This window comes from Rhizobium sp. BK098 (assembly GCF_014193155.1).
Taxonomy (GTDB): Bacteria; Pseudomonadota; Alphaproteobacteria; order Rhizobiales; family Rhizobiaceae; genus Rhizobium.
The window spans coordinates 214,118-236,580 of sequence record NZ_JACHYY010000003.1 but is presented as its reverse complement, the minus strand read 5'-3'; the positions used below and the strand labels follow the sequence as shown (position 1 = coordinate 236,580).

Sequence of the window (22,463 nt, the reverse complement as noted above, 5' to 3'; positions counted from 1 at the left end):
GTGGACCCGCCATGCAAATGGTTTCTCGCCCGTCCTGATTTTGCTGCCGCGCCGCCATTCTCGAAGCAACAGAGATCGAGAAGGAAGAGCCGTGAAGCGTTTACCTGCATCAAGCCCACCTCATTTGAGGCGGCTCACATGCAATGCCAGCAAGCTGCGATAGTCCAGACCTTCCTCACGCTCGGGAAGGCCGATATCACGAAGCTGATAATTCGATAGTTCGGATACCTGCTGATAGATCTGCCGCCGTTTCCAGGCGACAAACAACAGGGCACGTACAGTCCTCCAGGCACCGAATTTCTGGTACAGTTCATCGACCGTTGCCGTCAAACTTTTGGCAACTATAAATTGTGAATGAGTCATCGTTTTTCCTGGCGCAATCACGCGACCAGGTCCTCTTGAAGCTTGACCGACTTCAGGAGTGGATGCGTCAACGACGCACCAAGTCATTCCCTGGGCAGGTCATATAGGTTTAATGGGAAAACGCCTAAACGGCGACAGATAAAGCTATTTAAAGCTTTAATTGTAGAGTCGTCGTGCAGTTGGTGCAGCACACACCAAGGCCATCGACATCATTCCGCCGGAGACGTATGTAAACATATGTAGATTATGCATATCACGCCTCCCTGTTCGATTTGCGGATGCGTCTATCATACGCAAGATTCGGAAATCGGCAACCCCACAATTTCGAATTGCAAATATCCGGCACAATATGTTGCATCAAAGCAACGGTGATGACGGTGTCAAATCAGCTGCAAGGCAGGTCCGACGACCAGCAGAACTTTCAGAGCTCACTAGAACGAATTGACGATGCCCCCTCCCGTGCGCATCTGCTGCACCATGATATGGGCATGGTAGTGCATGGCGCATTTGATCGCGTAGATTTGCAGGACGACGGGCGAGCGCCGATGCCGCAGGAGATTGAAAAGCCGTGCACGGTAAGTGGCGCGCAGATCCGCTTCCTTCACCCGGCGCATCAACCGGAGGAAAATCCCGACCGCCTCGAATGCCCATGTCGCGTTGAGCGCCAGCAAACGCAGCGGATGGCGGCGCAAGTGGCGTAAGCGGGTACTTTCCGGTTCGATACGCGCATCGATGTAAAGCGCATCCAGCCGATCAAAATAGGCGGCCGGCTCATGCAGATCGCTCAAGACCGAAAGATATCCGTCCCGCAAGGTTTCGCGCGAGAGCTTGAGCGGGATGACATTGGTGCCGTAGGCGGGCGGATCGTCATGATCGAGACGGCCCTCCTTGGCGAGACGTGTATAGAGCGGCGTCTTCGGGATCGCCGCCAGCATGCCGATCATGGCGTTGACGATGCGCGCATCCCTGATGAAGACCCGCTGCGCATCGAAAATGGTCGCATCGTCGCTATCGAAGCCCAGGATCATGCCGCACCAGACTTCCATGCCGGTCTGCTGGATCGCGTGGATTTTCTCCAGCATCGTCCCGCCCTTGCGCAGGTTCTGCAGCTTCTTGGTTTCGCGCAGAGCCTCTTCGTTCGGCGTCTCAATGCCGATGAAGACGGTGCGGATATTGGCATCAACCATCAGCTTCATCAGTTCGGCATCGTCAGCCAGATCGATCGATGCCTCCGTCAGGAACGTCATCGGGTAATGATAGCGCTCCTGCCAGGCGACGACATCGCGCAGCACCTCCTTGATCGCCTTCTTGTTGCCGATGAGATTGTCGTCGACAATAAAAGCCGTATCCATTCCGGAAGCGAGCAGGGCCTCCATCTCGGCGACGATCTGCGTGCTGGTCTTGATGCGCGGCTTGCGGCCGAAAACCACGATGATATCGCAGAAATCGCAGGTAAACGGACAGCCGCGCGAGAACTGGATGCTGCCAACAGCATATTCATCCATCTTCAGGAGATCGAAGCGCGGCACGGGCACCTTGCTCATATCCGTCTTGTCAGCCTGTTCATAGCGCCGGGCATGATGGCCCTCCTGCCATTCAGCCAGGAATTTGGGCCAGGTCTCCTCGGCCTCGCCGATGAAGGAGACATCGACGAGGTTGCCGAAATAATCCTCCTTGACCGTAACCCAAGGTCCGCCGACGACGGTGAAACAGTTGCGCCGTTTGAGCTCGGTCAGGATTTCCGTCATACGAAAGCGCTGGACGATCATCCCCGTCAGCGCAACGATATCGGCCCTCTCGCAAAGGCCGTAGTCTATCGGCTCGATATTCTCGTCCACCAGAGTGACGGTATGTTCCGCAGGCGTCAGCGCCGCCAGCAAAGGCAGGCACGCCACCGGAAGGTTAGCTTTGACGTCGAACAGCGGCAGAGCGTGCTCCATGCCCCAATAAGAGGTTTCGAAACGCGGATTGATGATGACGATATGAGCCATTGAATGGTCCGCTCCATGATATGAAGATCTGGTTCGGTATTGCTTTGAGCCTGTATGTCATTTGCAGCTGCATGCGCCGGCCTTCCGGCTGCGAAGCAGGGTCTTCCAGCATCAAGGCGGCTGTCTTAGCAGCCCTATATGAGCTCAGGATTAAATTCGGGATGCTGACGACGCCATTGCCTCCTGGCGATCTCGTCGGCAGGTACTCATAAACATGGTTTGCAATGCCGCTAAAAATTTTTTCGGCAGCAATGTCGAAATCGTCCCGATGCAATCGTCTTTATTCCAGACATGGCGCGAAAGCATATTATCGGATCTTTCGCGCCTTGAGCTGAACCGGATGAAGGGAGCTGCAAATGAGTTCGTCCTATCGTTGGGTGATCGTTGGCGCCGGCGCGCTGATGACCTGTGTTGCGCTCGGCGCGATGTTTTCCCTGGCAATCTTCCAGGTGCCGATCGCCGCCGATACAGGTTGGTCGCATGCCGGCATCGCCGCCGCCATGACGCTGAATTTCCTGACCATGGGCCTCGGTGCCTTTGCCTGGGGTGCTGCAAGCGATCGCTTTGGCATCCGCATCGTGGTTGTGATAGGCGCGCTGCTGCTCGGGCTGGCGCTTGTCCTGGCAAGCCGGGCGGGCTCGCTTCTGCAATTCCAGCTGACCTACGGCATTCTCGTGGGCCTTGCCGCCAGTGCCTTCTTCGCACCGATGATCGCGGCAACGACCGCCTGGTTCGACAAGGGCAGAGGCCTGGCGGTGTCGCTGGTCTCAGCCGGCATGGGCGTAGCGCCGATGACGGTGTCGCCTTTCGCCCGCTACCTGATTTCGGCTTACGATTGGCGTTTTGCCATGCTTGTCATCGGCATCATGGCCTGGGTTCTGCTAATACCGGCGGCGCTGCTGGTGCGGCGAGCACCGGTCTTAGCCGAGACGACCGGCGCAGACAGGCAAAGGGAAGAGCAGCGCCTGCCCCTTGGCCGGATCTTCCGCTCGCCGCAGTTCCTCGTGCTCGGCGCGACCTTCTTTGCCTGCTGTGCGGCCCATTCCGGACCGATCTTCCACATGGTCAGTTACGCCACCATCTGTGGTGTGGGGCCGATGGCGGCGGTCAGCATCTATAGTGTCGAGGGCCTTGCGGGTCTTGGCGGCCGCCTCCTTTACGGGACGCTGGCGGACAGGCTCGGTGTGAAACCGGTGCTGGTCGCCGGCCTCCTGGTGCAGGCGGCGGCACTTGCCACCTATCTGCTGGTCAGCGAACTCGGCGAGTTCTATGCGCTGGCGGTCGTCTTCGGCAGCGCCTATGGCGGCGTGATGCCGCTTTATGCCGTGCTGGCGCGCGAATATTTCGGGCCGCGCGTCATCGGCACCGTCTTTGGAGCGGCATCGATGCTCTCGAGCATCGGCATGGCAGCCGGACCTCTGATCGGCGGCTGGATCTTCGATACGTTCGCCAACTACTCCTGGCTCTTCATCGGCTCGTCGATGGTGGGGTTGGGGGCGGCCGCCATCGCACTTGCCTTTCCGCCAATGCGACGCCTGCAGCTGCAGCCGGCTTGAAACAAGCCGAAAACGGCCCGAATCCGCTTCTGTGAACCGTGCCGGGTGCCTCATATTTCGCCGCGCCCGGCAGCGCTTTTCTCGGCGACAAGCCCTTGCCGCCACGCTGGGGAGGACACATTCGTATTTCTTGATGCTTACACACAGATTTTCATAAGCGGCAGCGGTTGCAGCCATTGCAATTTTCAATTTTTGGCCAACACTCACATATGCATCAGGTGCGTGATCTTCTGGGGGAGGAAATCAGGAGAGCACCCACTGGCGCGACTTTCCGCGCCCGTCGGCAGGAAAGTCCTGCGTAATGTCATTATGGGGGACATGACACGGGTCTTTTGACCATGTCCCTGGTGCAATTGGGAGGATTGATTCATGGCATCCACGTCCGTGGCCGAGACGACGAGTCGAGGCATGACCAGGGAGGAGAAGAAGGTCATCTTCGCGTCCTCCCTTGGAACCGTGTTCGAATGGTACGATTTTTATCTTTATGGTTCTCTGGCCGCCTTCATCGGAACGGCCTTCTTCAGCGACTATCCGGAAGCAACCCGCAATATCTTCGCCCTGCTCGCCTTTGCCGCAGGCTTCCTCGTGCGGCCGTTCGGCGCCCTCGTCTTCGGGCGCATCGGCGATCTTGTCGGACGCAAATACACCTTCCTCGTCACGATCCTGATCATGGGTCTTTCGACCTTCCTGGTCGGCGTCCTTCCCGGATCGGCGAGCTGGGGTTTCGCCGCGCCTGTCATCCTGATCATCCTTCGCATGCTGCAAGGTCTGGCGCTTGGCGGCGAATATGGCGGTGCTGCAACTTATGTCGCCGAACATGCGCCCGACAACAAACGCGGCTATTACACCTCCTGGATCCAGACGACTGCGACGCTCGGCCTGTTCCTGTCACTGATCGTCATCCTGATCGTCCAGAATGCGCTGGGCAAGGAGGCTTTCGCGGCATGGGGCTGGCGTATTCCCTTCCTTCTCTCCTGCCTTCTGCTCGCCATCTCCGTCTGGATCCGGCTGTCGCTCAGCGAATCGCCGGCCTTCAAGAAGATGAAGGAGGAGGGCAAGGGCTCCAAAGCTCCGCTCTCCGAAGCCTTCGGCCAGTGGAAGAATGCCAAGATCGCCTTGATCGCGCTGCTCGGCCTCACCGCCGGCCAAGCGGTCGTCTGGTATGCCGGCCAGTTCTACTCGCTGTTCTTCCTGCAGAACGTACTTAAGGTCGACGGCCAGTCCGTCAACATCATGATCGCGATCGCGCTTCTGATCGGCAGCGGCTTCTTCGTGTTCTTCGGCTGGCTTTCCGACAGGATCGGCCGCAAACCGATCATCATGGCGGGCCTGGCGCTGGCAATCCTCACCTATTTCCCGCTGTTCAAGGCATTGACCCACGCCGCCAACCCCGCCCTCGCCCAAGCGGAGCAAACCATCCGGGCGACGGTGACAGCCGCTCCTGGCGATTGCACCTTCCAGTTCAATCCTGTGGGAACCGCCAAGTTCAACAATTCGTGCGATATCGCCACCTCCTTCCTGGCGAAGTCTTCCGTGCCCTATACGATTGTCGACGGCCCAGCCGGGCAGCCGGCGACAGTCAAGGTCGGCGACGCGACCATAACCTCTTACGATGCAACGGCGGCAGGGGCCGGTGCAGCGGCAAAGAATGCGGCATTCACGCACGACATGAACCTTGCCCTGCAGAAGGCCGGCTTCCCGCTGGCGCGCGATCCCGCCAAGGTGCCGGACGCCAAGCTTGATGCCTTCATCGCCGCCAATCCCGAACTGGGGCTTAACGCGGCGACCGTACGGGCGGGCGACAAGACCGTCACGCCGGTTACGGATCTCGTCAAGGCGAAGCTTCTGACCGCGGATCAGGCTGGCGGCGCCACCGACATGCCGGTCTACACCATCGCCAATGGCGGTACCTTCAAGATGGTTGCCGATCCCAAAGCCATCAATTGGCCACTGACCATCCTCATCCTGACGATCCTGGTGATCTACGTGACGATGGTCTACGGCCCAATTGCCGCGATCCTGGTCGAGATGTTCCCGACCCGCATCCGCTATACCGGCATGTCGCTGCCCTATCATATCGGCAACGGCTGGTTCGGCGGCCTGCTGCCGGCAACGGTCTTCGCCATGAGTGCTGCCACCGGCGATATCTATTATGGCCTTTGGTACCCGATCGCGATCGCTGCGATGACCCTTGTCATCGGCCTAATTTTCGTTCGCGAAACCAAGGGCGTCGATCTGAACAGCATCAAGTAACCGCATAAAAGCCCGGCGTTCACATGCGGCACGCCGGGCTTTTTTCTTCGTCTCATCCATTTCTGATCGAAGCTCGAATCTCAGCTTCCGCAAAATGCATGCAGCAGCACCAGAAGCGAAAAGAGGACCATCAGGCCCGCCAGAAAATGCTGCAGGATCGACCAAACGCGTTTGGTCGCAGCAAGACTTGGCCGCGTTGCGAGAGAAGCGAGATAGAGTACTGTATCCATGAAAACCCCTGCCGAACGTTTCCGCAAGCGCGACGTGAATACTCACCACCGCGGAAATTGCTGACATTTATTGGTTTTATATTGTCTACAAAAATAGTAGATTAAAGGAAGGGTTTTGCGGTTCCCCTGCAATTTCAGACAAATTAAACTCCCCGGAGACAGGCGTGAGCGAGGCTTACTTAGTCCCGCCGCCCACCTGTAGAGACCGGAACGGGAGCGAACAGAAGCGCAGAAAAAATTTATTCTATAGATTAAATAAACAAAGCAAGGCTTGTCCTTTTAATTGAATGCCAGTGGCTTACGAGTACCGCTGACAATCGGTGACCCCTTGCCCATGACCTTGCTGGATGCCCAAAATCTTTCGCTTGCTTTCGGCTCGACACAGGCTCTGGCTGGAGCGTCTCTGACCGTCGATCGCGGCGAGGTCGTCGCGCTGATGGGGGCCAACGGCGCGGGCAAGTCGACGCTGGTTAAAATCCTGTCGGGCATTCATCGCGCCGATTCAGGCAGTATTCTATGGAATGGCGCGGATTATCGCCCCGAAAGCCCCGCCGAGGCGACGGCGCGAGGCATCGTTACCGTGCATCAATCGACCGACGTCGTGGGGATCGCCGGCCTTTCGGTCGCGGATGCCCTGCTGCTCAACCAATATGTTGACGGACGCCAGCCCTTCTTTCTGTCGAAACGTTCAGTGCGGCGGAAGGCGGAAGCAATCCTATCGGAAGCCGGCTTCGACCTGCCGCTCGACCGCGATTTTGGCGATCTGGGCACAGCCGACCGGCAGATGGTCGCCATAGCCCGCGCCCTTTCCAACAAGGCACAGCTGCTGATCCTGGATGAGCCGACCGCAAGCCTTTCTGCGCGCGAAACGGCCCGGCTTTACGATATCGTCCGCCGGCTGAGGGCCCGCGGCCTGGGCATTCTTTATATTTCGCACCGTACGGCAGATCTCGATGCGCTCGCCGATCGCGTTGATGTCCTGCGGGGCGGCCGCAATGTCGGTGCCTTCTCGCAGCCGATCGACTTCGACGCCGCCATCGAAACCATGATTGGCCGTTCCATGAAGGCGGCTCGCCCACATCGCCGTGAACAATTCGACCGGACCATACTGGAACTTCAGGCTGTCCGGCTGCTTGCCGACAGCCCACCGATCGATCTGAGGCTCCATGCCGGCGAGGTCGTCGCCATCACCGGCGTTCTCGGCGCCGGCAAGAGCCGGCTTCTGTCGACACTTTTCGGCCTTGAGCGCTTTGCCTCAGGCACTGCACTCCTGGACGGCATTGCATTTCAGCCGGGCTCACCCGCCGATGCAATCGCCCGCGGCGTCGTCATGGCCGCAGCTGACCGCCATCGCTCTTCTCTCATGCCATCGGACTGGCCGGGAGAGAGTATTGCGGCAACGATCAGCCTGCCGCATCTGAAACATTGGTACCCGTCGGGCTTCCTGTTTTCCGGGCGGGAAAGCCGCGAGGGAGAAAAGGCCATCCGGCGCCTCGGCATCAAGGCCCCCGGTCCCGAGGCATCCGTCTGGTCGCTTTCCGGCGGCAATCAGCAAAAGGTCGTGCTCGCCCGCTGGGAGGCGGAGCCAAGCCGGCTCATGCTTCTCGACGAGCCCTTCCAAGGGGTCGACGTCGGCGCATGCCAGGACATTATCGCGGCCATACGCGCCCACACCGACCGCGCCACGCTGATCGCGACATCCGATCCGGAAGAGGCGCTCGAAGTCGCTGATCGGGTGCTGTTGATGGAGCATCATGGTCTCACAGACGTCGCTGACGCGGCCGCAGGCGGCCGACAGAACAAGGAATATGCCTGATGAGTGAAGGTACCGCAGAAATCCCCGAACAGGTCAGGCCAGCAAGCAATACGGTTTCACCGCAGGAATTCGTGCGGCGGGGGGCGGTATTTCTCCTCCTTCTTGCCCTCGTCATCATCTTCAGTTTTGCCCAGCCGGCCTTCATCAACATCAACAATCTGATGAGCATCCTGCAGGCGGTTTCGGTTGTTGCCATCATCGGTGCCGGGGTCACGGTGACGCTCGCCATCGGCGGCTTCGATCTTTCCGTTGGCGCGGTGGCTGCCTCCAGTGTCATGGCCGCGAGCTATGCGATGATCGTATGGGGTCTCAATGCTTATGAAACCGTGCCGCTGGTGCTTGCCTTCGGCGCGATCGTCGGGCTTGCCAATGCTCTGCTGATCGTCAGGCTGAAGGTACCGGATCTGCTGGCCACGTTGGCCACCATGTTTCTCCTGACGGGGCTACAGCTGATTCCGACGGCGGGGCGCTCGATCTCGGTCGGCTTGATCCTTCCCGACGGGACGACGGCGTCAGGCAGGGTCGACTCCGCCTTTTTAACGATCGGACGTTCAAGCCTGTTCGGCATCATTCCCTTTCCCGTCATCCTCATGCTGATCGTCGCGCTCGCGCTCTATGTGCTGACCGAGCGTACGCGTCTTGGTCGCCTTCTCTACGCCACCGGCGGCAATGAAGCGGCGACACGGTTGGCCGGCGCCAATGTCGCCCGCCTGAAGACCTTTGCCTATGTGCTTTCGGGTACTCTCGCCTCGCTTGGCGGCATCATCGTCGCTGCCCGTGTCGGTCGAGGAGACGTTTCCTCCGGTGCCTCGCTGCTGATGGATTCCGTCGCAGCCTCGCTCATCGGCTTTGCCGTGCTGGGACTGCGCCGTCCGAACGTTCTCGGCACGACAATCGGCGCCGTCTTCGTCGGCGTGCTTCTGAACGGCTTGACGATGCTGAACGCGCCCTATTACACGCAGGATTTCATCAAAGGCGCCGTTCTCGTCGGTGCGCTCGCACTTACCTATGGGATCAGCCGCGGCAGAGCGTGACCCCGCCATCCTATCCGCAGACTTTTCCGCCCGTCGGAAATGAGCCACGGCTGTCGGGGCAGCACATATCGATATCGCTGCCATATTCCCGGCGTCCTAACGCAGCTTAGGCCAAAATGCATTCGGACAATCCCAAAGGCACTCCTGATAGACGTTAGAGCAGCTTTTCCAATGTGATCGGCAAGTCGCGAACGCGCTTGCCGGTGGCATGGAATACGGCGTTGGCAATCGCCGGCGCCACGCCGACGATACCGACCTCGCCGACCCCCTTGCCGCCAAGTGCCGAGGCATTGAAATCCGGCACGCCGACGGAGATTACCTGGATATCCGGAATGTCGGAATTCGTCGGCACGAGGTAGTCGCCGACATTGTTGTTGACGGTTCGCCCGTTACGTTGATCGATCAGGCCCTCCTCCAGAAGCGCTTGGCCGATACCCATGATGATGCCGCCACGCCACTGGCTTTCGACCAATCTCGGATTGTAGAGACGGCCGCAATCGAAGGCGGAGACCATGCGGGAGACGCGTACCGTACCGAAATCCTCGTCGACCCGCACTTCAGCGAAATGGGCGCACCAGCTGTGCATGGAATAATCGCCCATGGTCGGCCCCTGAACCTTAGCCATAGTGGTCCAGGCCTGAAGCTGTTCCTGTGCGTTCGCACCGTCGGGCAGAGTATTGCGCCGAACTTCGATCTCCTCGCGCTTGAGCGCCGACATCAATTCGGCGAGCGTCAGGGACGGCGTCTCGCCGCGCGGCGCCGCGATGCGCCCCTCGGCGAAATTCAGCGTGTTTGCGCCTGTCTCGCGGAAGGGCGAATTGGCATCGCTGAGCGCAAGGCCGATGAGTTCGTCGCGGGCTGCAACTGCAGCCTTATGCACGGCACCCATGATCGAGCCCGCCAGCATCGAGCCCCCAGCGATCGCCGAGCCCGGCAGGCGTGAATCGCCGAGATGGACTTCGACCTGATCGACCGGAATACCGAAGACTTCCGCGGCACTCTGGGCAAGGATGGTATAGGTCCCCTGCCCCATGTCGATGGCGCCGCTGACGACCTCGACGCGGCCGTTCCCGAGGATGCGGATCATCGCCTCGCTCGGCGCCCGGATGACCGGGAAAGTGCCGCAACCGATGCCCCAGCCGATCAGCGTCTTGCCATCGCGCATCGAGCGCGGCGCGTGGCTGCGCCGCGACCAGCCGAAGGCTTCCGCGCCTTCCGTCAGCGCCTCGCGGAGCCGGCGTGTCGACCACGGTTTGCCGGACTGATAGTCGTGATCAGCATAGTTCTTCAGCCGAAGCTCGAGCGGGTCCATGCCGAGCTTGTAGGCCAGTTCCTCAATCGCGCATTCGATGCCATAGGCGCTGGGATTCTTACCCGGCCCTCGCAAGGCGCCAGGCGTGACGCTATTGACCGGCACGACGCGGTGCTGCGAGGAGAAGTTCTCGACCTTGTAGAGGATTGACGTTGCCGCCCCCGTCTGTTCGGGCCAGTCCGCATCAAGCGAGGTTTCGCTGGCGCCGCGGTGGACGACCGCCTGCAGGATGCCATCCTCCGTCGCGCCAAGCGCGATCTTCTGTCCGGTCGCGGCGCGTCCGCCGTAGCTCGTGAAATTCTGTGGGCGGGTGACCGCGAGTTTCACTGGTCGGCCGAGCTTTCTGGCGGCCGCGATGGCGACTGCGCCATAGGCGAGCGGCTGCCCCTTGGAGCCGAAACCACCGCCGATAAAGGGCGAGACGATCCGGACATTCTCATAGGGCATGTCGAACCATTCGGAATACATGCGCGCCATGCCATGCGACCATTGGCTGGGTTCCCAGATGGTCAACTGGTCGCCATCCCATTTCGCCGTCAGCCCGTGCGGCTCCATCGCTACGTGATATTCGCGCGGAGTGGAATATTCGGCTTCGATCCGCACCGGGGAAGCGGCAAGTGCAGCCTCGGCATTACCCCAGGCAACCGAGAGCGGCTCCATGAGCTTGCCCTCGCCGGCATTCGGATCGTTGAGATCGGCGACGTGCTTGCTCTCTTCATAGCTGATGCGCACCAGCCTGGCGGCTTCCGTCGCCAATTCCCGGCTTTCGGCGATCACGGCGGCAATCGACTGGCCGTTAAACTGCACCTCCCGCGGCAGCGGATAATACGGGCCGTCGGCAGGTTTGTTGCCGCCCCAATCAGCCGAAAGCTTGAGACCGAGATCGTCTTCCGGCGTCAGCACCAGCAGCACGCCCGGCATCGCAAGTGCTGCCGAAGCATCGACCTTGACAACGCGGCCAGCCGGAATCGTGCTCTGGATGAGGACGGCATAAGCGAGGTTTTCGACCGGATATTCCAGGGCATAGGTCGCCGTACCCGTCACCTTCATCCTGCCTTCGAAGCGCGACTGACGACCGCCGACCGTGCCGTCGGAAGCATCGCCATGTTTACGGGGTTCCATCATGGTCATGCGAGACCTCCCACTTTGAAAATGGCGCGGGCAATGACGCGCGGCGCAAGTTCGATCTTGTAACGATTGCCGCCATGATCGACGGCCCCCTCCATGGCCAACCGGCTGGCTTTTTCGACGGCTTCCGAGGTGAGAGCCTTACCAATCAGCGCTTGCTCCACATTGCGCGCCCGCCAGGGCTTGGTGGCGACCCCGCCGATGGCCACGCGAATATCGCGGACCGTCCTGCCGTCGGCTTCAAGCTCCAGGCCGACTGCCGCACTCGCGGCAGCAAATTCATAGGACTGCCGATCGCGAACCTTGAGGTAGGTGGAGTTCCGGGCGGCGGCGGAGGCAGGAATAGTAATGGCGGTGATGATCTCGCCACGCTGCAGGACGGTTTCCTTGTTCGGCGTCTCATCGGGAACGAGGAAGAAATCGTCGATGCCAACTTTGCGGCTATCCGTCTCGATTACGGCGTCAAATGCAACAAGGGCTACCGCCAGGTCGCCCGGATAGGAGGCGATACAGGCCTCGCTCGTTCCAAGTACGGCGTGATTGCGCGTGATACCGCCGATCGCCGAACAGCCGGAACCGGGATTGCGTTTGTTGCAGGCGGGAAAGGCGCCGGGATCGCGGAAATAGGAACAGCGCGTGCGTTGCAGGAGATTGCCGCCGATCGTCGCCATGTTGCGGAGCTGGGCGGAGGCGGCCAGGGACAGCGATTCGGAAACTGCCGGGAAGGCAGCGCGGATATCCTTGTGGTCGGCGACTTCGCTCATCCTGGCAAGCGCGCCGATCGTTGCACCATCGGCGTTAACAGTGATGCCGCTCATGCCGGAGAGATGAGTAATGTCTATGACGGTATCGGGCTCGCCGACACCGCACTTGGCGAGATCGAGCAGCGTCGTTCCGCCGGCAAGCAGCAGGGCGCCGGCCTGTTGCGCCGCCTGGGCAGCCTCCGCTGTCGATGTGGCGCGCAGATAGGAGAAGTTTCGCATCATGCCATCTCCGCGGCCTGGCGCACCGCCGCAACGATGCTGTTATAGGCCCCGCACCGACAGAGGTTGCCGGACATATATTCGCGGATTTCCGCATCCGATCCGGCATGCCCTTCGCGAATGCAGGCGACCGCTGACATGATCTGGCCCGGGGTGCAATAACCGCACTGGAAGGCATCCTGCTCGATGAAAGCCGCCTGCACCGGATGCAGATCGCCGGCTTCGTCGGTGAGCCCCTCGATCGTCGTGATCTCGCGACCTTCGGCCTGCGCGGCGAGCGTCAGACAGGATAGCACGCGCTTACCGTCGACATGGCAGGTGCAGGCGCCGCACTGTCCCTGATCGCAGCCCTTCTTGGTGCCGGTGAGGGAAAGATGCTCACGCAGCGCATCGAGCAGCGTCACACGTGGCTCGATATCGAGCTCGTGGCGCTGCCCGTTAATGTCGAGCGCGATATGGATGATTCGTGTCATGATAAGCTCCTGCCATCGTCACGAAGATGAGACCTACGAAATCTAGTAGAAACTCTTCGTCGGTCTACCGGTTGCTATGGGTTTCTTTCAGGAAGACGGAGCCGATGGAATTGTGGTGTCACGGTCGGTTCTCATCTGAATAAGGAAGCAAAGGGCGCCATCAATAAACGGAGGCGCCTCCGTTTAAATTAATGCCTGGCTTGTTTTCGTCAAGCCCCCGGCAGGCGGGCAAATCTTGAACCGAGATGAGAAAGAGCCCCTGCTGTTTGTCCTACGTCGCCCACCACTGCATGCCGGCGGAATCAGGGAACTGATCAATGCCCATTCTCGGTCCGTAAAATCACTTGAAAAATGAAGCCCACGTCGGTTATGCTCAAATCGAGCAATAGTAGAGCACATCATCGAAAACGCCGTTTTGTTTCAGCACTACAAGGAATCACAACCCACTGTTATCGCTCAACTATTTTTAAATCTGGCTCGCGGGAACATGCTCGGCCTGTTCTGAATTCACCCAAGGAGGATTTTTCATGATCCATGAAATGCGCATCTATACTTGCTTGCCCGGCAAGCTGCCAGCGCTGCAGGAGCGCTTCGAAACGGCGACACTGGCGATCTGGAGCCGGCTCGGCATCCGCCCCCTCGGTTTCTGGACGACGATGGTCGGGCCCTCCAGCAACGACCTCATCTATTTCCTTGAATGGCAATCGCTGGAGGAGCGCCAGCGGAAATGGGCGGAATTCGTGGCGGATCCGGCCTGGAGGGAGGCTCTGGCTAGGAGCGAGACGGCAGGCCCGATCATTGCCAATATCGCCAGTTCGATCCTGCAGCCGACTGGATTCTTTCGCCCCTTTATCTCCGTCGAGGCCGATGGCTGAAAACCGATGGAAGATTGATAAGCCTGAGGTAAAAGCCGGGACATGCCCGGCTTTCAAAATCTTTTCGACGCGCTCGCCTGCTGCTTTCCAGTCAACCGTTCTGATCGCTGCTATTGTCGGCAGCCGGCTCCTGCTCTTTTTCCTTCAGCACGTCCGTCAGCTTGTTGACGCCTTCAAAGCCGGCGACGGCGGCGGCGGCCTTCGTCAGGAAACCGGCATTCGGGTCGACAGCCTCAACGGCCTCGTCGGCGGCCACGGCACCTGCAACTTCTTCAATCAGCTTTCCGATACCCATTTCAAGCTCCTGATCGTTTTTTGTCTGCCGCAAATTGCGGCGATCGAGCGTTGCGAACGCCTCGCAGTGGATGTTTGGAAGGTCACTGCAGGTGACCTTTTCCTCCCTGGGGCGAGGCATGGTTTTCCCCGGCTCCTGCCATTTAGGCAACCAAACTGAAAGCGGCCTTAGCCCATGATGAATCGAAGCTGATATCACGCAATCTCTACGGCACGCACCTGCCCGCATTTGACACTTGCCGCCGTCAAGCCGTCACATCAGCCTAATAGGTCTGTGCTAAGCCCTCCGGAATTTCGGGCAATGCCAAACCGTTTGAACCTGGGAAATTTCCTGCCATGACATTCTCGTGTCGCATTACGGCTCTTGCCGCATCTTTCCTCCCCCTCCTTTTCGCGCCGGCCTTCGCCGACTCTGACGTGCTCTGGAAGATCGTTCATGACAAGTGCGTCGTACAAACTGCACCCTGCCTTTCGGTAAATACGAACGAGCACTATGCGATGCTGAAGGATCTTCGCGGCGTTGCGCAGGTTCTGCTGATTCCGACCGATAAGATCACAGGCATGGAGAGCGCGGCACTCCTCGATCCTGCAACACATAACTATTTTGCCGATGCATGGGCGGAGCGGGGTGACGTCGAGGCCCGCTTGCCGCATGCGCTCCCGCGCGACGGCCTCAGCTTGGCCGTCAACGCACAGCAGGCACGCTCGCAGAACCAGCTGCATATCCACGTCGATTGCTTGAGCGCCGATGCTCGAGCTGCCCTCAAGGCCGATGCCGACAAGATCGGTACCGACTGGGCACCTCTTCCCGATACCATCGCCGGGCATAAGTTCACGGCGCTCCGTGTCAAGGGCGAGACACTGGGCGACTTCAATCCGTTCCTGGCGCTTGCCAGGATATTGAAGAACCCGACGAAGGAAATGGGCGATCACAATCTCGTGGTTGTCGGCGCCAATTTCGCCGACGGCCCCGGTTTCATTGTCCTCACCGATGTCGCAGTGCCCGGCATGGGCGGCGAGGACGTGCAGGATCATAGTTGCTCAATAACGCATTGAGATCAGTAAGTTACGGCGTAGATCGAAGACCGTATCGTCTCCCCATCGGCTAGGGAGGACCTTGCTTCGGCGGTCAAAATGGGCTTGGAAGCCAATTTATGAATCTGGCTTCTAACGTCTATCGAGATTCACCCACTAATCTTTTTGATGCAGGCGGTTCAGTGTTATAGTCCGGGTTGTGAGCCTGAGCTATGCGTCCGTTCGTTGAGCATCCAGATCATCGAACTGCGTTGGCATTGAAGGTTCGCGATCGAAAGCCTCAGGAGGCGCCTCATGAATCTTCAAATCAATAACCAATCCTGCCAAGTCGATTCGGAGGGAGATACCCCGCTCCTCTGGATCATCCGTGACGAGCTTGGCATGACCGGCACGAAATATGGCTGCGGGTTGGCACAATGCGGTGCCTGTTCCGTTCTTGTCGATGGCGAAGTGGTGCGCTCCTGCGTAACTCCGCTCGACAGCGTCGCCGGCCGCCAGATTACGACGATCGAAGCGATCGAGGCGGACCCGGTTGGAAAGCGTGTTGTCGCCGCCTGGGTCAAGCATCAGGTCCCGCAATGCGGTTACTGTCAATCGGGGCAGGTCGTTGCAGCGACTGCGCTCCTCAAGCAAACGCCCAATCCCTCCGATGACGAGATCGCCGCGGCGATGATCAACCTCTGTCGATGCGGGACTTACAATGCGATCAAGGAAGCGGTCAAAGACCTCTCCTCCAAGCAAGGAGAGACGCTATGACCGAAACCAGCCGCAATCTCGTTCCGGAGGATGAATTCCCCACCGGATCGCCGGTCAATATCTCGCGCCGGCACTTTCTCCTGACGTCTGCCGGCGCTGCAGCAGGCGCCTTCGTCCTCGGCTTCGGCGTCCCGGTCGGCCGCGCGCGCGCTCAGCAGGCGGCAAGCCCAATGCCTCCAGGCACCCGCGTTCCGGCATTCCTCGAAATCCGCCCGGACAGCAGCATCCGTTTCATGAGCCCCTTCGTCGAAGGCGGACAAGGCGTCTTCACTGCGATGGCCCAGATCGTCGGCGAGGAACTCGATGCCGACCCGAAAACCTTCGTCGTCGAAAACGCGCCCACGGGCAGCGACTATCTGGTCGTACATGGCCAGATGCGCATCACCGGCGGCAGCATGTCGGTGCGCACCAGCTATGAGACCATGCGCCGGCTCGGCGCGCTCGCCCGCAACATGATCCTGCAAGCCGCCGCCAAGCGCCTGGATGCGCCGATTACCGAACTGACGACGGAACCCGGCCGGGTCATTCATGCCGCATCGGGCCGCAGCCTCGCCTATGGCGACGTTGCGAGCGAAGCACTGGATCTGCCGGTTCCCGCTCCTGAGAGCGTGACGCTTCGGGACCCAAGCAAATTCCGCTGGATCGGCAAACCGGTTGAGCGGCTCGATATCCACGACAAGTCGACAGGCAAGGCAGTCTACGCCATTGATTGCAAGGTTGACGGCATGTTGCATGCCGCCGTGCAGCACGCGCCGCGCCTCGGCCTGACCATCGGCAAGATCCGCAACGAAGAGCAGCTCAAGGCAATGCCGGGTGTTCATTCCGTCCACAGCCTGCCCGGCGCTGTTGCAGTCGTCGCCGAGCGCTGGTGGAACGCCAAGCGGGCAGCCGAGGCCGCCCAGGTCGATTGGCGCGAGCCCGGCCCGGACGCCGATCCCGCCTTCCGTTACATGCCCGCCGATTTCTCGACCGCAGCCTTTAACGACAGGCTCGCCAACGAGCCGGGCAATGGCAAGGAAGCGGAGAATGTCGGCGATATCGCCAAGGCGTTCGACGGCGCCAAGACAGTCGTTTCCGCCACCTACAGGAGCCAGTATCTGCATCATGCGCAGCTGGAGCCTCCGTCCACGCTGGCCCGCTTCAACCCGGACGGCAGTCTCGAACTCTGGATGCCCAACCAGGCGCCCGAGCAATTCCAGGCCGACATAGCCAAGCTGACCGGCCTCGATCCATCGAAGGTGATAATCCACAGCCCCATCCTGGGCGGCTTCTTCGGACGGCATTTCCTGTATCCGTCGGCCAATCCTTATCCGCAGGCCATCCAGCTCGCAAAAGAGGTCGGGCGGCCGGTCAAGCTCATCTGGAGCCGCGAGGAGGAGTTTCTGCGCGACCCGATGCGTCCGATGGCGGCAGTGCGCTTCCGCGGCGCACTCGACGCCAGCGGCATGCCGGTGGCACTCGAGGCCATCAGCGCCTGCGAGGGCCCGACGGAAGGCGTCTACGGTCATAAGGAGGATTCACTCGATCCGACGGCCCTGGAGGGCCTTGCCGGCAAATCTTATGGAATCCCGAACTACCGCATCGCGCAGATCTACGTCAAAAACCCGACGACGCTCGCCTATTGGCGCTCTGTCGGCAATTCCATGAACGACTTCTTCTATGAGACCTTCCTCGACGAGCTCGCCGACAAGGGCGGGCAGGACCCCTATGAGCTGCGGCTCAAGCTGCTGCAAAAGAATGAGCGGCTGAGTAATCTCCTGAAAGCGGCTGGCGATCTCTCAGGCGGCTGGAAGCGGGGTCCCTTCACGACAGACGACGGTTCGCGGCGCGCGCGCGGCGTGGCGATGGCCTCCCCCTTCGGCAGCCATACGGCTGCGATCGCCGAAGTGTCGATCCGCAACGGCCAAGTCGTCGTCCATGACGTCTGGGAAGCGATCGACCCCGGCAGCATCGTCAATCCGGCAATCATCGAAGCTCAGGTCAATTCGGCGACCGCGCTCGGCATGTCGCAGGTGCTGATGGAGGAGGCCGTCTACAAGAACGGCGAGCCGGTGGCGCGCAATTACGACCTCTATCCGATCCTGCCGCCGGATCGCATGGCGCGCGTTCACGTCCGCATCGTCGAAAGCGGGGCGGAAATGGGCGGCATCGGCGAGCCGGGCCTGCCAGCCATCCCGCCGGCGGTCGCCAATGCGGTTTCCACACTGACTGGCAAGCGGATACGCAGCATGCCTCTCTCCAACTACGCCTTTGAAAGCTGAGGCGCAGCACTCGCTGCGCCAAGCACACATCCGGCTCTCGGCTCATTTCTGGTCCGAGAGCCGGCTCGGTTGGCTCTAGCCGCGTAAAAAATCCCGAAGCAAAGACATGAGGGCACACCTTTGAAGAAACTTCTTCTGGTTCTTCTCCTGATTATCGTGCTTGTGGCCGGCAGCGTCGCATGGTTCGTAACCCGCACGCCGGCATCTCCCTTCGACAATGTCGCCGCGATACAGGCGCCCTCGGAGGACCTGCTGCAGCACGGCGAATATGTCGCGCGCCTCGGCGACTGCGTCGCCTGTCACAGCACGCCAAAGAGCGCCCCCTTTGCCGGCGGGCTGGAGATGGGGACGCCGCTCGGCTCCATCTTCGCGACCAACATCACTCCGGACAAGGAAGCCGGGATCGGCAACTATACGCTCGCCGATTTCGATCGCGCTGTGCGCCAGGGTGTTGCCCGCGATGGGCATCGCCTCTATCCGGCCATGCCTTATCCTTCCTATGTGAAGATGAGCGACGACGACATTCGTGCGCTCTATGCCTATTTCATGAATAGGGTCGAGCCTGTGAAGCAGGCGGACAAACCTTCCGACATCAAATGGCCGATGAACATGCGCTGGCCGCTGGCGCTCTGGAACGCGGTCTTCACCGAAGGCGGCACCTATCAGCCGAAAACGGCCGGCGATGACCAGTGGAACCGTGGCGCCTATCTCGTTCAAGGGCCAGGCCATTGCGGCAGCTGCCATACGCCCCGCGCCATCACCATGGCTGAAAAGGCGCTGGATGAGAGCAGCCCGCTCTATCTTTCCGGCGCTCTTCTCGACGGCTGGTATGCGCCGAGCCTGCGTGGCGACCCCAATACCGGCCTTGGCCGCTGGAGCGAGGACGACATTTTCGCCTTCCTCAAGAGCGGCAGGAACGGTCATGCCGTCGTCTTCGGCTCGATGGCGGATGCCTTCAACAATTCGACACAGTTCATGAATGATGACGATCTGAAGGCAATAAGCCATTACCTGAAATCCCTGCCCGGCGATCCCGCCCGCGACGGCACCCCCTGGCAATATGACGAAGGTACCGCCCAGACCGTATCGCTTTCCAACCGCGAGAAGATCCCGGGTGCCCAGACATTCGTCGCCAAATGTAGCTTCTGCCACGGCGTCGACGGACGCGGAAAGCAGCAATGGATTCCGCCGCTCGCCGGCTCTGCCGCTTCACTTGCGAAGGAAAACGCTTCCCAGATCAATGTAACGCTGAACGGCTCCAGCCGGGTCGTGGCGAGCGGCATTCCGGATGCCTATCGCATGCCGCCGTTCCGCCAGCAGCTTTCGGACCAACAGATCGCCGATGTCCTGACATTCGTGCGCTCATCTTGGGGAAATCATGGCGGAGCGGTTGCGGCAAACGATGTGAAGGCGTTGCGGGAGCATACGGATCCGGCCAGCAGCAGCCCGATCATATTGCAGATGCGGTAGCCTTCTACCGCATCTGGCTATTGCCGGCGCAAAGCAGTTGTCGCGAAGTGCTTTATGCGGCCCCCGCCGGGCAGCAGGGACCGTGTATCGTTCAATTGAATGCGACGGTTCGTATTCTACGGAGCGAGAACGCAATCAACAGGCCAGCCATCGCAGCGATAGCGCCCGCCAGGAAGACGCTGCCATAGCCGGCCCGGTCGGCCAAAAGGCCGGCGAATGGCCCGGTCAGCCCGTAGGCGAGGTCCTGAAAGGCCGAGAAGCCGCCAAGCGCCGTGCCGCGCAGATGCGGCTCCACCCGCCGGACGACCTCGCGGCCCATGGAAGGATAGATCAGCGAGCATCCGAGACCGGTCAAAAAGGCACCGGCGAGCGCGAGCACGGGATCGGTGGCACTCCAGATCAACAATTGGCCTACCGCTTCGACGGCCAGTGACCCGAGGGCGACCGGCAAGCCACCGATACGATCAGGCAGATGGCCGAAGAACACGCGCACCAGAACGAAGCCGACGCCGAAGGCGGTCAAGCCCAGCCCAGCGTAGTTCCAGCCCTGGTCGAGGAAATAGAGCGTGAAGAAGGCGCCAATGACGGCAAAGCCTATGCCCTGAAGGCACACGATCGCCCCATACAGCCAGATCCTGCTGACGACATTCCAAAATGGCGGGCGCTGCTCACCGGGATGCGGCGCAACGCCGGGAACTCTCCAGATCGCCACCAGCCCGAGGAACGGCAGGACGGCGCTGATCGCCATCGTCCCGGCAAAGCCGAACCGGCTGAACAACATCAACCCGATCGGCCCGCCCACCGCAAGCGCTCCATAGATGGCAGCGCCGACCAGTGCCAGGACCCGACCCGAACGCGCCGGGCCGACGAAACCAATGCCCCAGGCGATGACGCCAACGGCGACCAGACTTTCACCCAGCCCCAGAGCCAAGCGTCCCAGAAGGAGGAGCAGGAAGGATGACAATGGCATGTGCGCCAGCAGGCCGGCGACCAGCGCCGTCAAAGCGCCGGCGACATAGAATGCAAGTCCTTGTGCCACCGCGACCTTGGCGCCGCGATGGTCCGAGAGCCCACCGGCATAGCCGCGCGTGAGGATCGTCGCCAGAAAGGCGATGCCGACGCCGAGCCCCGCCCAGACATTGCCGAGCTGCAGTTGTCCGCTCACGTAAAGCGGTACGATCGGAAACGAAATGCCGACGCAAAGATAGGAAATGAAGAGAATGGCGCTGAGCAGCATCAGCCGGCTCCGCGCCGGATCAGGTGTCGATTGAAAAGCCATGATAATCTCCAGGCTTTTCCTCGGTCGGCGAAGGCATAAAAAAACGCACTCCGACCGACGAGGATCGTTGAGTGCGTTGCTTGACGTCAAACGCTTACGGCCAGCAAGGCTGGCTGCATCTGCAATATGCGCTTGCTGAATCAGAGTCAATCCGAGCTCGCCAAGCTGAGCGGTCGGCCAACGAAGCTTCAGGCTTGCGAGATCGGTTCAGACTTATTCGGCGACCGGGCCGCACCAGCCGGGCAGGTAATCGGCATCCTTGTGCTTGGCAAGATCATGCGCCTTTTCCAGCGCGGCCTTGAAATTCTTCTCTAGATCTTTGCGCTTGATGCGGCGGCGCAAGAAATCAGCCCAGAGAAATTCGCTGAACGGGGTCGTGTCCTTGGCATAGCCGCCGACATGCCGCAGCTCGCCAGCCAAAGAGCGATAGGGATCGTCGATCAGATCCTTGATGCTCTTCGGGATGTCTTCATAGCCACGGCGTTTCCCCTCTTCGTCAAAGGGATGCATCCAGTCATGACAGTCCATGACGAACCAGAAGGATTCCCGGTCAAGTCGCGAAAGATCGGCAACCGTCGTGACGAGAACATTCTTCACCCCTTCCTCATAAAGCGCGAGCGAAAGATGGTGATGATCGATGACATAGTATTGGCCGCGCGGTCCCCGAATGGTCGGCACCATGTGATTTCCGAGGAACTCACCGGCCTTGTCTCCCGCGGCTTCCGCCTTGAGGCGCCAGGCCTTGCGCTTGGCCTTGACCTCCCGCATGCCGACGGTGATCTGGGTGGGTCTCAATTCTTCGATGGGAACTGGATGCAGGATCGGTTCGCGCAGCGTAACCATTTGAAAGCTCTCCGCAAAGGCAGGACCATCTGAGCCTAGCATAACCGGCCGATCCGGCAAGATCGGCACTATATGCTCGTCGGCAAGCTGTATCGACTGAAGGCGAACCTGCCGTGAGAAGCACAGCTCATGTTCGGAGATCAACTGCCTGTCATGCGGCTTTCTTGATCACCGTAAACTGCGAACGCCTGTAGAAGGCCAGCATTTCCCGCTCGAAACTCTCGACGGCAAGTAGGACCCACGGCTCGTAATGGTCTTTGCGGGACCGCATCCTGCGTCGGCCATCCATCTCGAGCATTCCCCGCAACGCCCAATCTACCAACCCCATCCCATCACTCTCACCCTGACCAGGTCCTTTCGCCGTCCGCCTTACCGGCCTTGATCGCGTCCGGCGGCATGGCGAACGCTAAATAGGTAAACGCTGATCGAAGGAAAGGTGAAGAAACGTTGTGTTAAGGTTTGTAACATCCGTTTGCTTGGAACTGTCGCATTGCGGAGACACCCTAGGATA

At 60.1% G+C, this 22,463-nt stretch carries 18 protein-coding genes and 1 pseudogene; 9 read left to right on the top strand and 10 right to left on the bottom strand.

Annotated features, from left to right (window positions below; translation table 11 throughout):
* Positions 1 to 120 precede the first annotated feature (120 nt).
* Both FHT73_RS10425 and FHT73_RS10420 read right to left on the bottom strand, forming a co-directional pair.
* Positions 121 to 363 (bottom strand): DUF1127 domain-containing protein, encoded by a 243-nt coding sequence (locus tag FHT73_RS10425; protein WP_183711421.1) that lies wholly within the window; start codon positions 361 to 363, stop codon positions 121 to 123.
* A 431-nt stretch (positions 364 to 794) separates the two neighbouring features.
* Positions 795 to 2,354, bottom strand: a complete 1,560-nt coding sequence (locus FHT73_RS10420) for a DUF4070 domain-containing protein (protein ID WP_183711419.1) — start codon at positions 2,352 to 2,354, stop codon at positions 795 to 797.
* A 356-nt stretch (positions 2,355 to 2,710) separates the two neighbouring features.
* Between FHT73_RS10420 and FHT73_RS10415 the strand changes: the two genes are divergently transcribed.
* Both FHT73_RS10415 and FHT73_RS10410 read left to right on the top strand, forming a co-directional pair.
* Positions 2,711 to 3,910, top strand: a complete 1,200-nt coding sequence (locus FHT73_RS10415; RefSeq protein ID WP_112608639.1) for an MFS transporter — start codon at positions 2,711 to 2,713, stop codon at positions 3,908 to 3,910.
* 369 nt (positions 3,911 to 4,279) lie between these two features.
* Entirely contained in the window at positions 4,280 to 6,163 is a 1,884-nt protein-coding gene (locus FHT73_RS10410) for an MFS transporter (RefSeq protein WP_112608637.1), read from the top strand.
* An 80-nt stretch (positions 6,164 to 6,243) separates the two neighbouring features.
* Here FHT73_RS10410 and FHT73_RS10405 read toward each other — a convergent pair whose 3' ends face one another.
* Positions 6,244 to 6,393 (bottom strand): hypothetical protein, encoded by a 150-nt coding sequence (locus tag FHT73_RS10405; protein WP_154660813.1) that lies wholly within the window; start codon positions 6,391 to 6,393, stop codon positions 6,244 to 6,246.
* 334 nt (positions 6,394 to 6,727) lie between these two features.
* Here FHT73_RS10405 and FHT73_RS10400 point away from each other — a divergent pair, with 334 nt between their 5' ends.
* A complete protein-coding gene (locus tag FHT73_RS10400) occupies positions 6,728 to 8,209 on the top strand; it encodes a sugar ABC transporter ATP-binding protein (RefSeq protein WP_183711417.1) in 1,482 nt (493 codons plus the stop codon).
* Complete coding sequence (locus FHT73_RS10395; protein ID WP_183711415.1) at positions 8,209 to 9,243, top strand: ABC transporter permease; 1,035 nt, start codon at positions 8,209 to 8,211, stop codon at positions 9,241 to 9,243. Before FHT73_RS10400 ends, FHT73_RS10395 begins: the two co-directional genes overlap by 1 nt.
* A gap of 154 nt (positions 9,244 to 9,397) precedes the next feature.
* Here the strand turns inward: FHT73_RS10395 and FHT73_RS10390 are convergent, their stop codons facing one another.
* The 4 genes and pseudogenes from FHT73_RS10390 to FHT73_RS29455 form a co-directional block, all read right to left on the bottom strand.
* A complete protein-coding gene (locus tag FHT73_RS10390; RefSeq protein ID WP_183711413.1) occupies positions 9,398 to 11,686 on the bottom strand; it encodes a xanthine dehydrogenase family protein molybdopterin-binding subunit in 2,289 nt (762 codons plus the stop codon).
* Entirely contained in the window at positions 11,683 to 12,666 is a 984-nt protein-coding gene (locus FHT73_RS10385) for a xanthine dehydrogenase family protein subunit M (protein ID WP_183711816.1), read from the bottom strand. Before FHT73_RS10385 ends, FHT73_RS10390 begins: the two co-directional genes overlap by 4 nt.
* Positions 12,666 to 13,139 (bottom strand): (2Fe-2S)-binding protein, encoded by a 474-nt coding sequence (locus tag FHT73_RS10380; protein ID WP_183711411.1) that lies wholly within the window; start codon positions 13,137 to 13,139, stop codon positions 12,666 to 12,668. Before FHT73_RS10380 ends, FHT73_RS10385 begins: the two co-directional genes overlap by 1 nt.
* A gap of 261 nt (positions 13,140 to 13,400) precedes the next feature.
* Positions 13,401 to 13,541 (bottom strand): annotated as a pseudogene (locus tag FHT73_RS29455) (IS5/IS1182 family transposase); the annotation flags it as partial.
* A gap of 125 nt (positions 13,542 to 13,666) precedes the next feature.
* On the opposite strand from FHT73_RS29455, the gene FHT73_RS10375 reads away from it, so the two are divergent.
* On the top strand, positions 13,667 to 14,014 hold the full coding sequence (locus FHT73_RS10375; RefSeq protein WP_112608627.1) for an NIPSNAP family protein: 348 nt from the start codon (positions 13,667 to 13,669) through the stop codon (positions 14,012 to 14,014).
* 91 nt (positions 14,015 to 14,105) lie between these two features.
* On the opposite strand, the gene FHT73_RS10370 is transcribed toward FHT73_RS10375, so the two are convergent.
* Entirely contained in the window at positions 14,106 to 14,309 is a 204-nt protein-coding gene (locus FHT73_RS10370; protein WP_112336114.1) for a hypothetical protein, read from the bottom strand.
* Between the two features lie 335 nt (positions 14,310 to 14,644).
* On the opposite strand from FHT73_RS10370, the gene FHT73_RS10365 reads away from it, so the two are divergent.
* The 4 genes from FHT73_RS10365 to FHT73_RS10350 all read left to right on the top strand — a co-directional run bounded on the left by FHT73_RS10365 (position 14,645) and on the right by FHT73_RS10350 (position 19,830).
* Positions 14,645 to 15,364 carry a CDP-diacylglycerol diphosphatase gene (locus FHT73_RS10365; protein WP_183711409.1) on the top strand — a complete coding sequence of 240 codons (720 nt, stop codon included), beginning with the start codon at positions 14,645 to 14,647 and terminating at the stop codon, positions 15,362 to 15,364.
* A gap of 273 nt (positions 15,365 to 15,637) precedes the next feature.
* The gene (locus FHT73_RS10360; protein ID WP_183711407.1) at positions 15,638 to 16,099 is read left to right on the top strand and encodes a (2Fe-2S)-binding protein; all 462 of its coding nucleotides are present in this window, start codon (positions 15,638 to 15,640) and stop codon (positions 16,097 to 16,099) included.
* Positions 16,096 to 18,360: a xanthine dehydrogenase family protein molybdopterin-binding subunit gene (locus tag FHT73_RS10355; RefSeq protein ID WP_183711405.1), complete on the top strand. Its 2,265-nt coding sequence runs from the start codon at positions 16,096 to 16,098 to the stop codon at positions 18,358 to 18,360. The genes FHT73_RS10360 and FHT73_RS10355 overlap by 4 nt, the downstream gene beginning before the upstream one ends.
* A 120-nt stretch (positions 18,361 to 18,480) precedes the next feature.
* Positions 18,481 to 19,830, top strand: coding sequence for a cytochrome c (locus tag FHT73_RS10350; RefSeq protein ID WP_183711403.1), 1,350 nt, complete (start codon positions 18,481 to 18,483; stop codon positions 19,828 to 19,830).
* 91 nt (positions 19,831 to 19,921) lie between these two features.
* On the opposite strand, the gene FHT73_RS10345 is transcribed toward FHT73_RS10350, so the two are convergent.
* Positions 19,922 to 21,109: an arabinose transporter gene (locus FHT73_RS10345; RefSeq protein WP_183711401.1), complete on the bottom strand. Its 1,188-nt coding sequence runs from the start codon at positions 21,107 to 21,109 to the stop codon at positions 19,922 to 19,924.
* A 213-nt stretch (positions 21,110 to 21,322) separates the two neighbouring features.
* Positions 21,323 to 21,952 (bottom strand): ParB-like protein, encoded by a 630-nt coding sequence (locus tag FHT73_RS10340; protein ID WP_112336116.1) that lies wholly within the window; start codon positions 21,950 to 21,952, stop codon positions 21,323 to 21,325.
* Positions 21,953 to 22,463 lie beyond the last annotated feature (511 nt).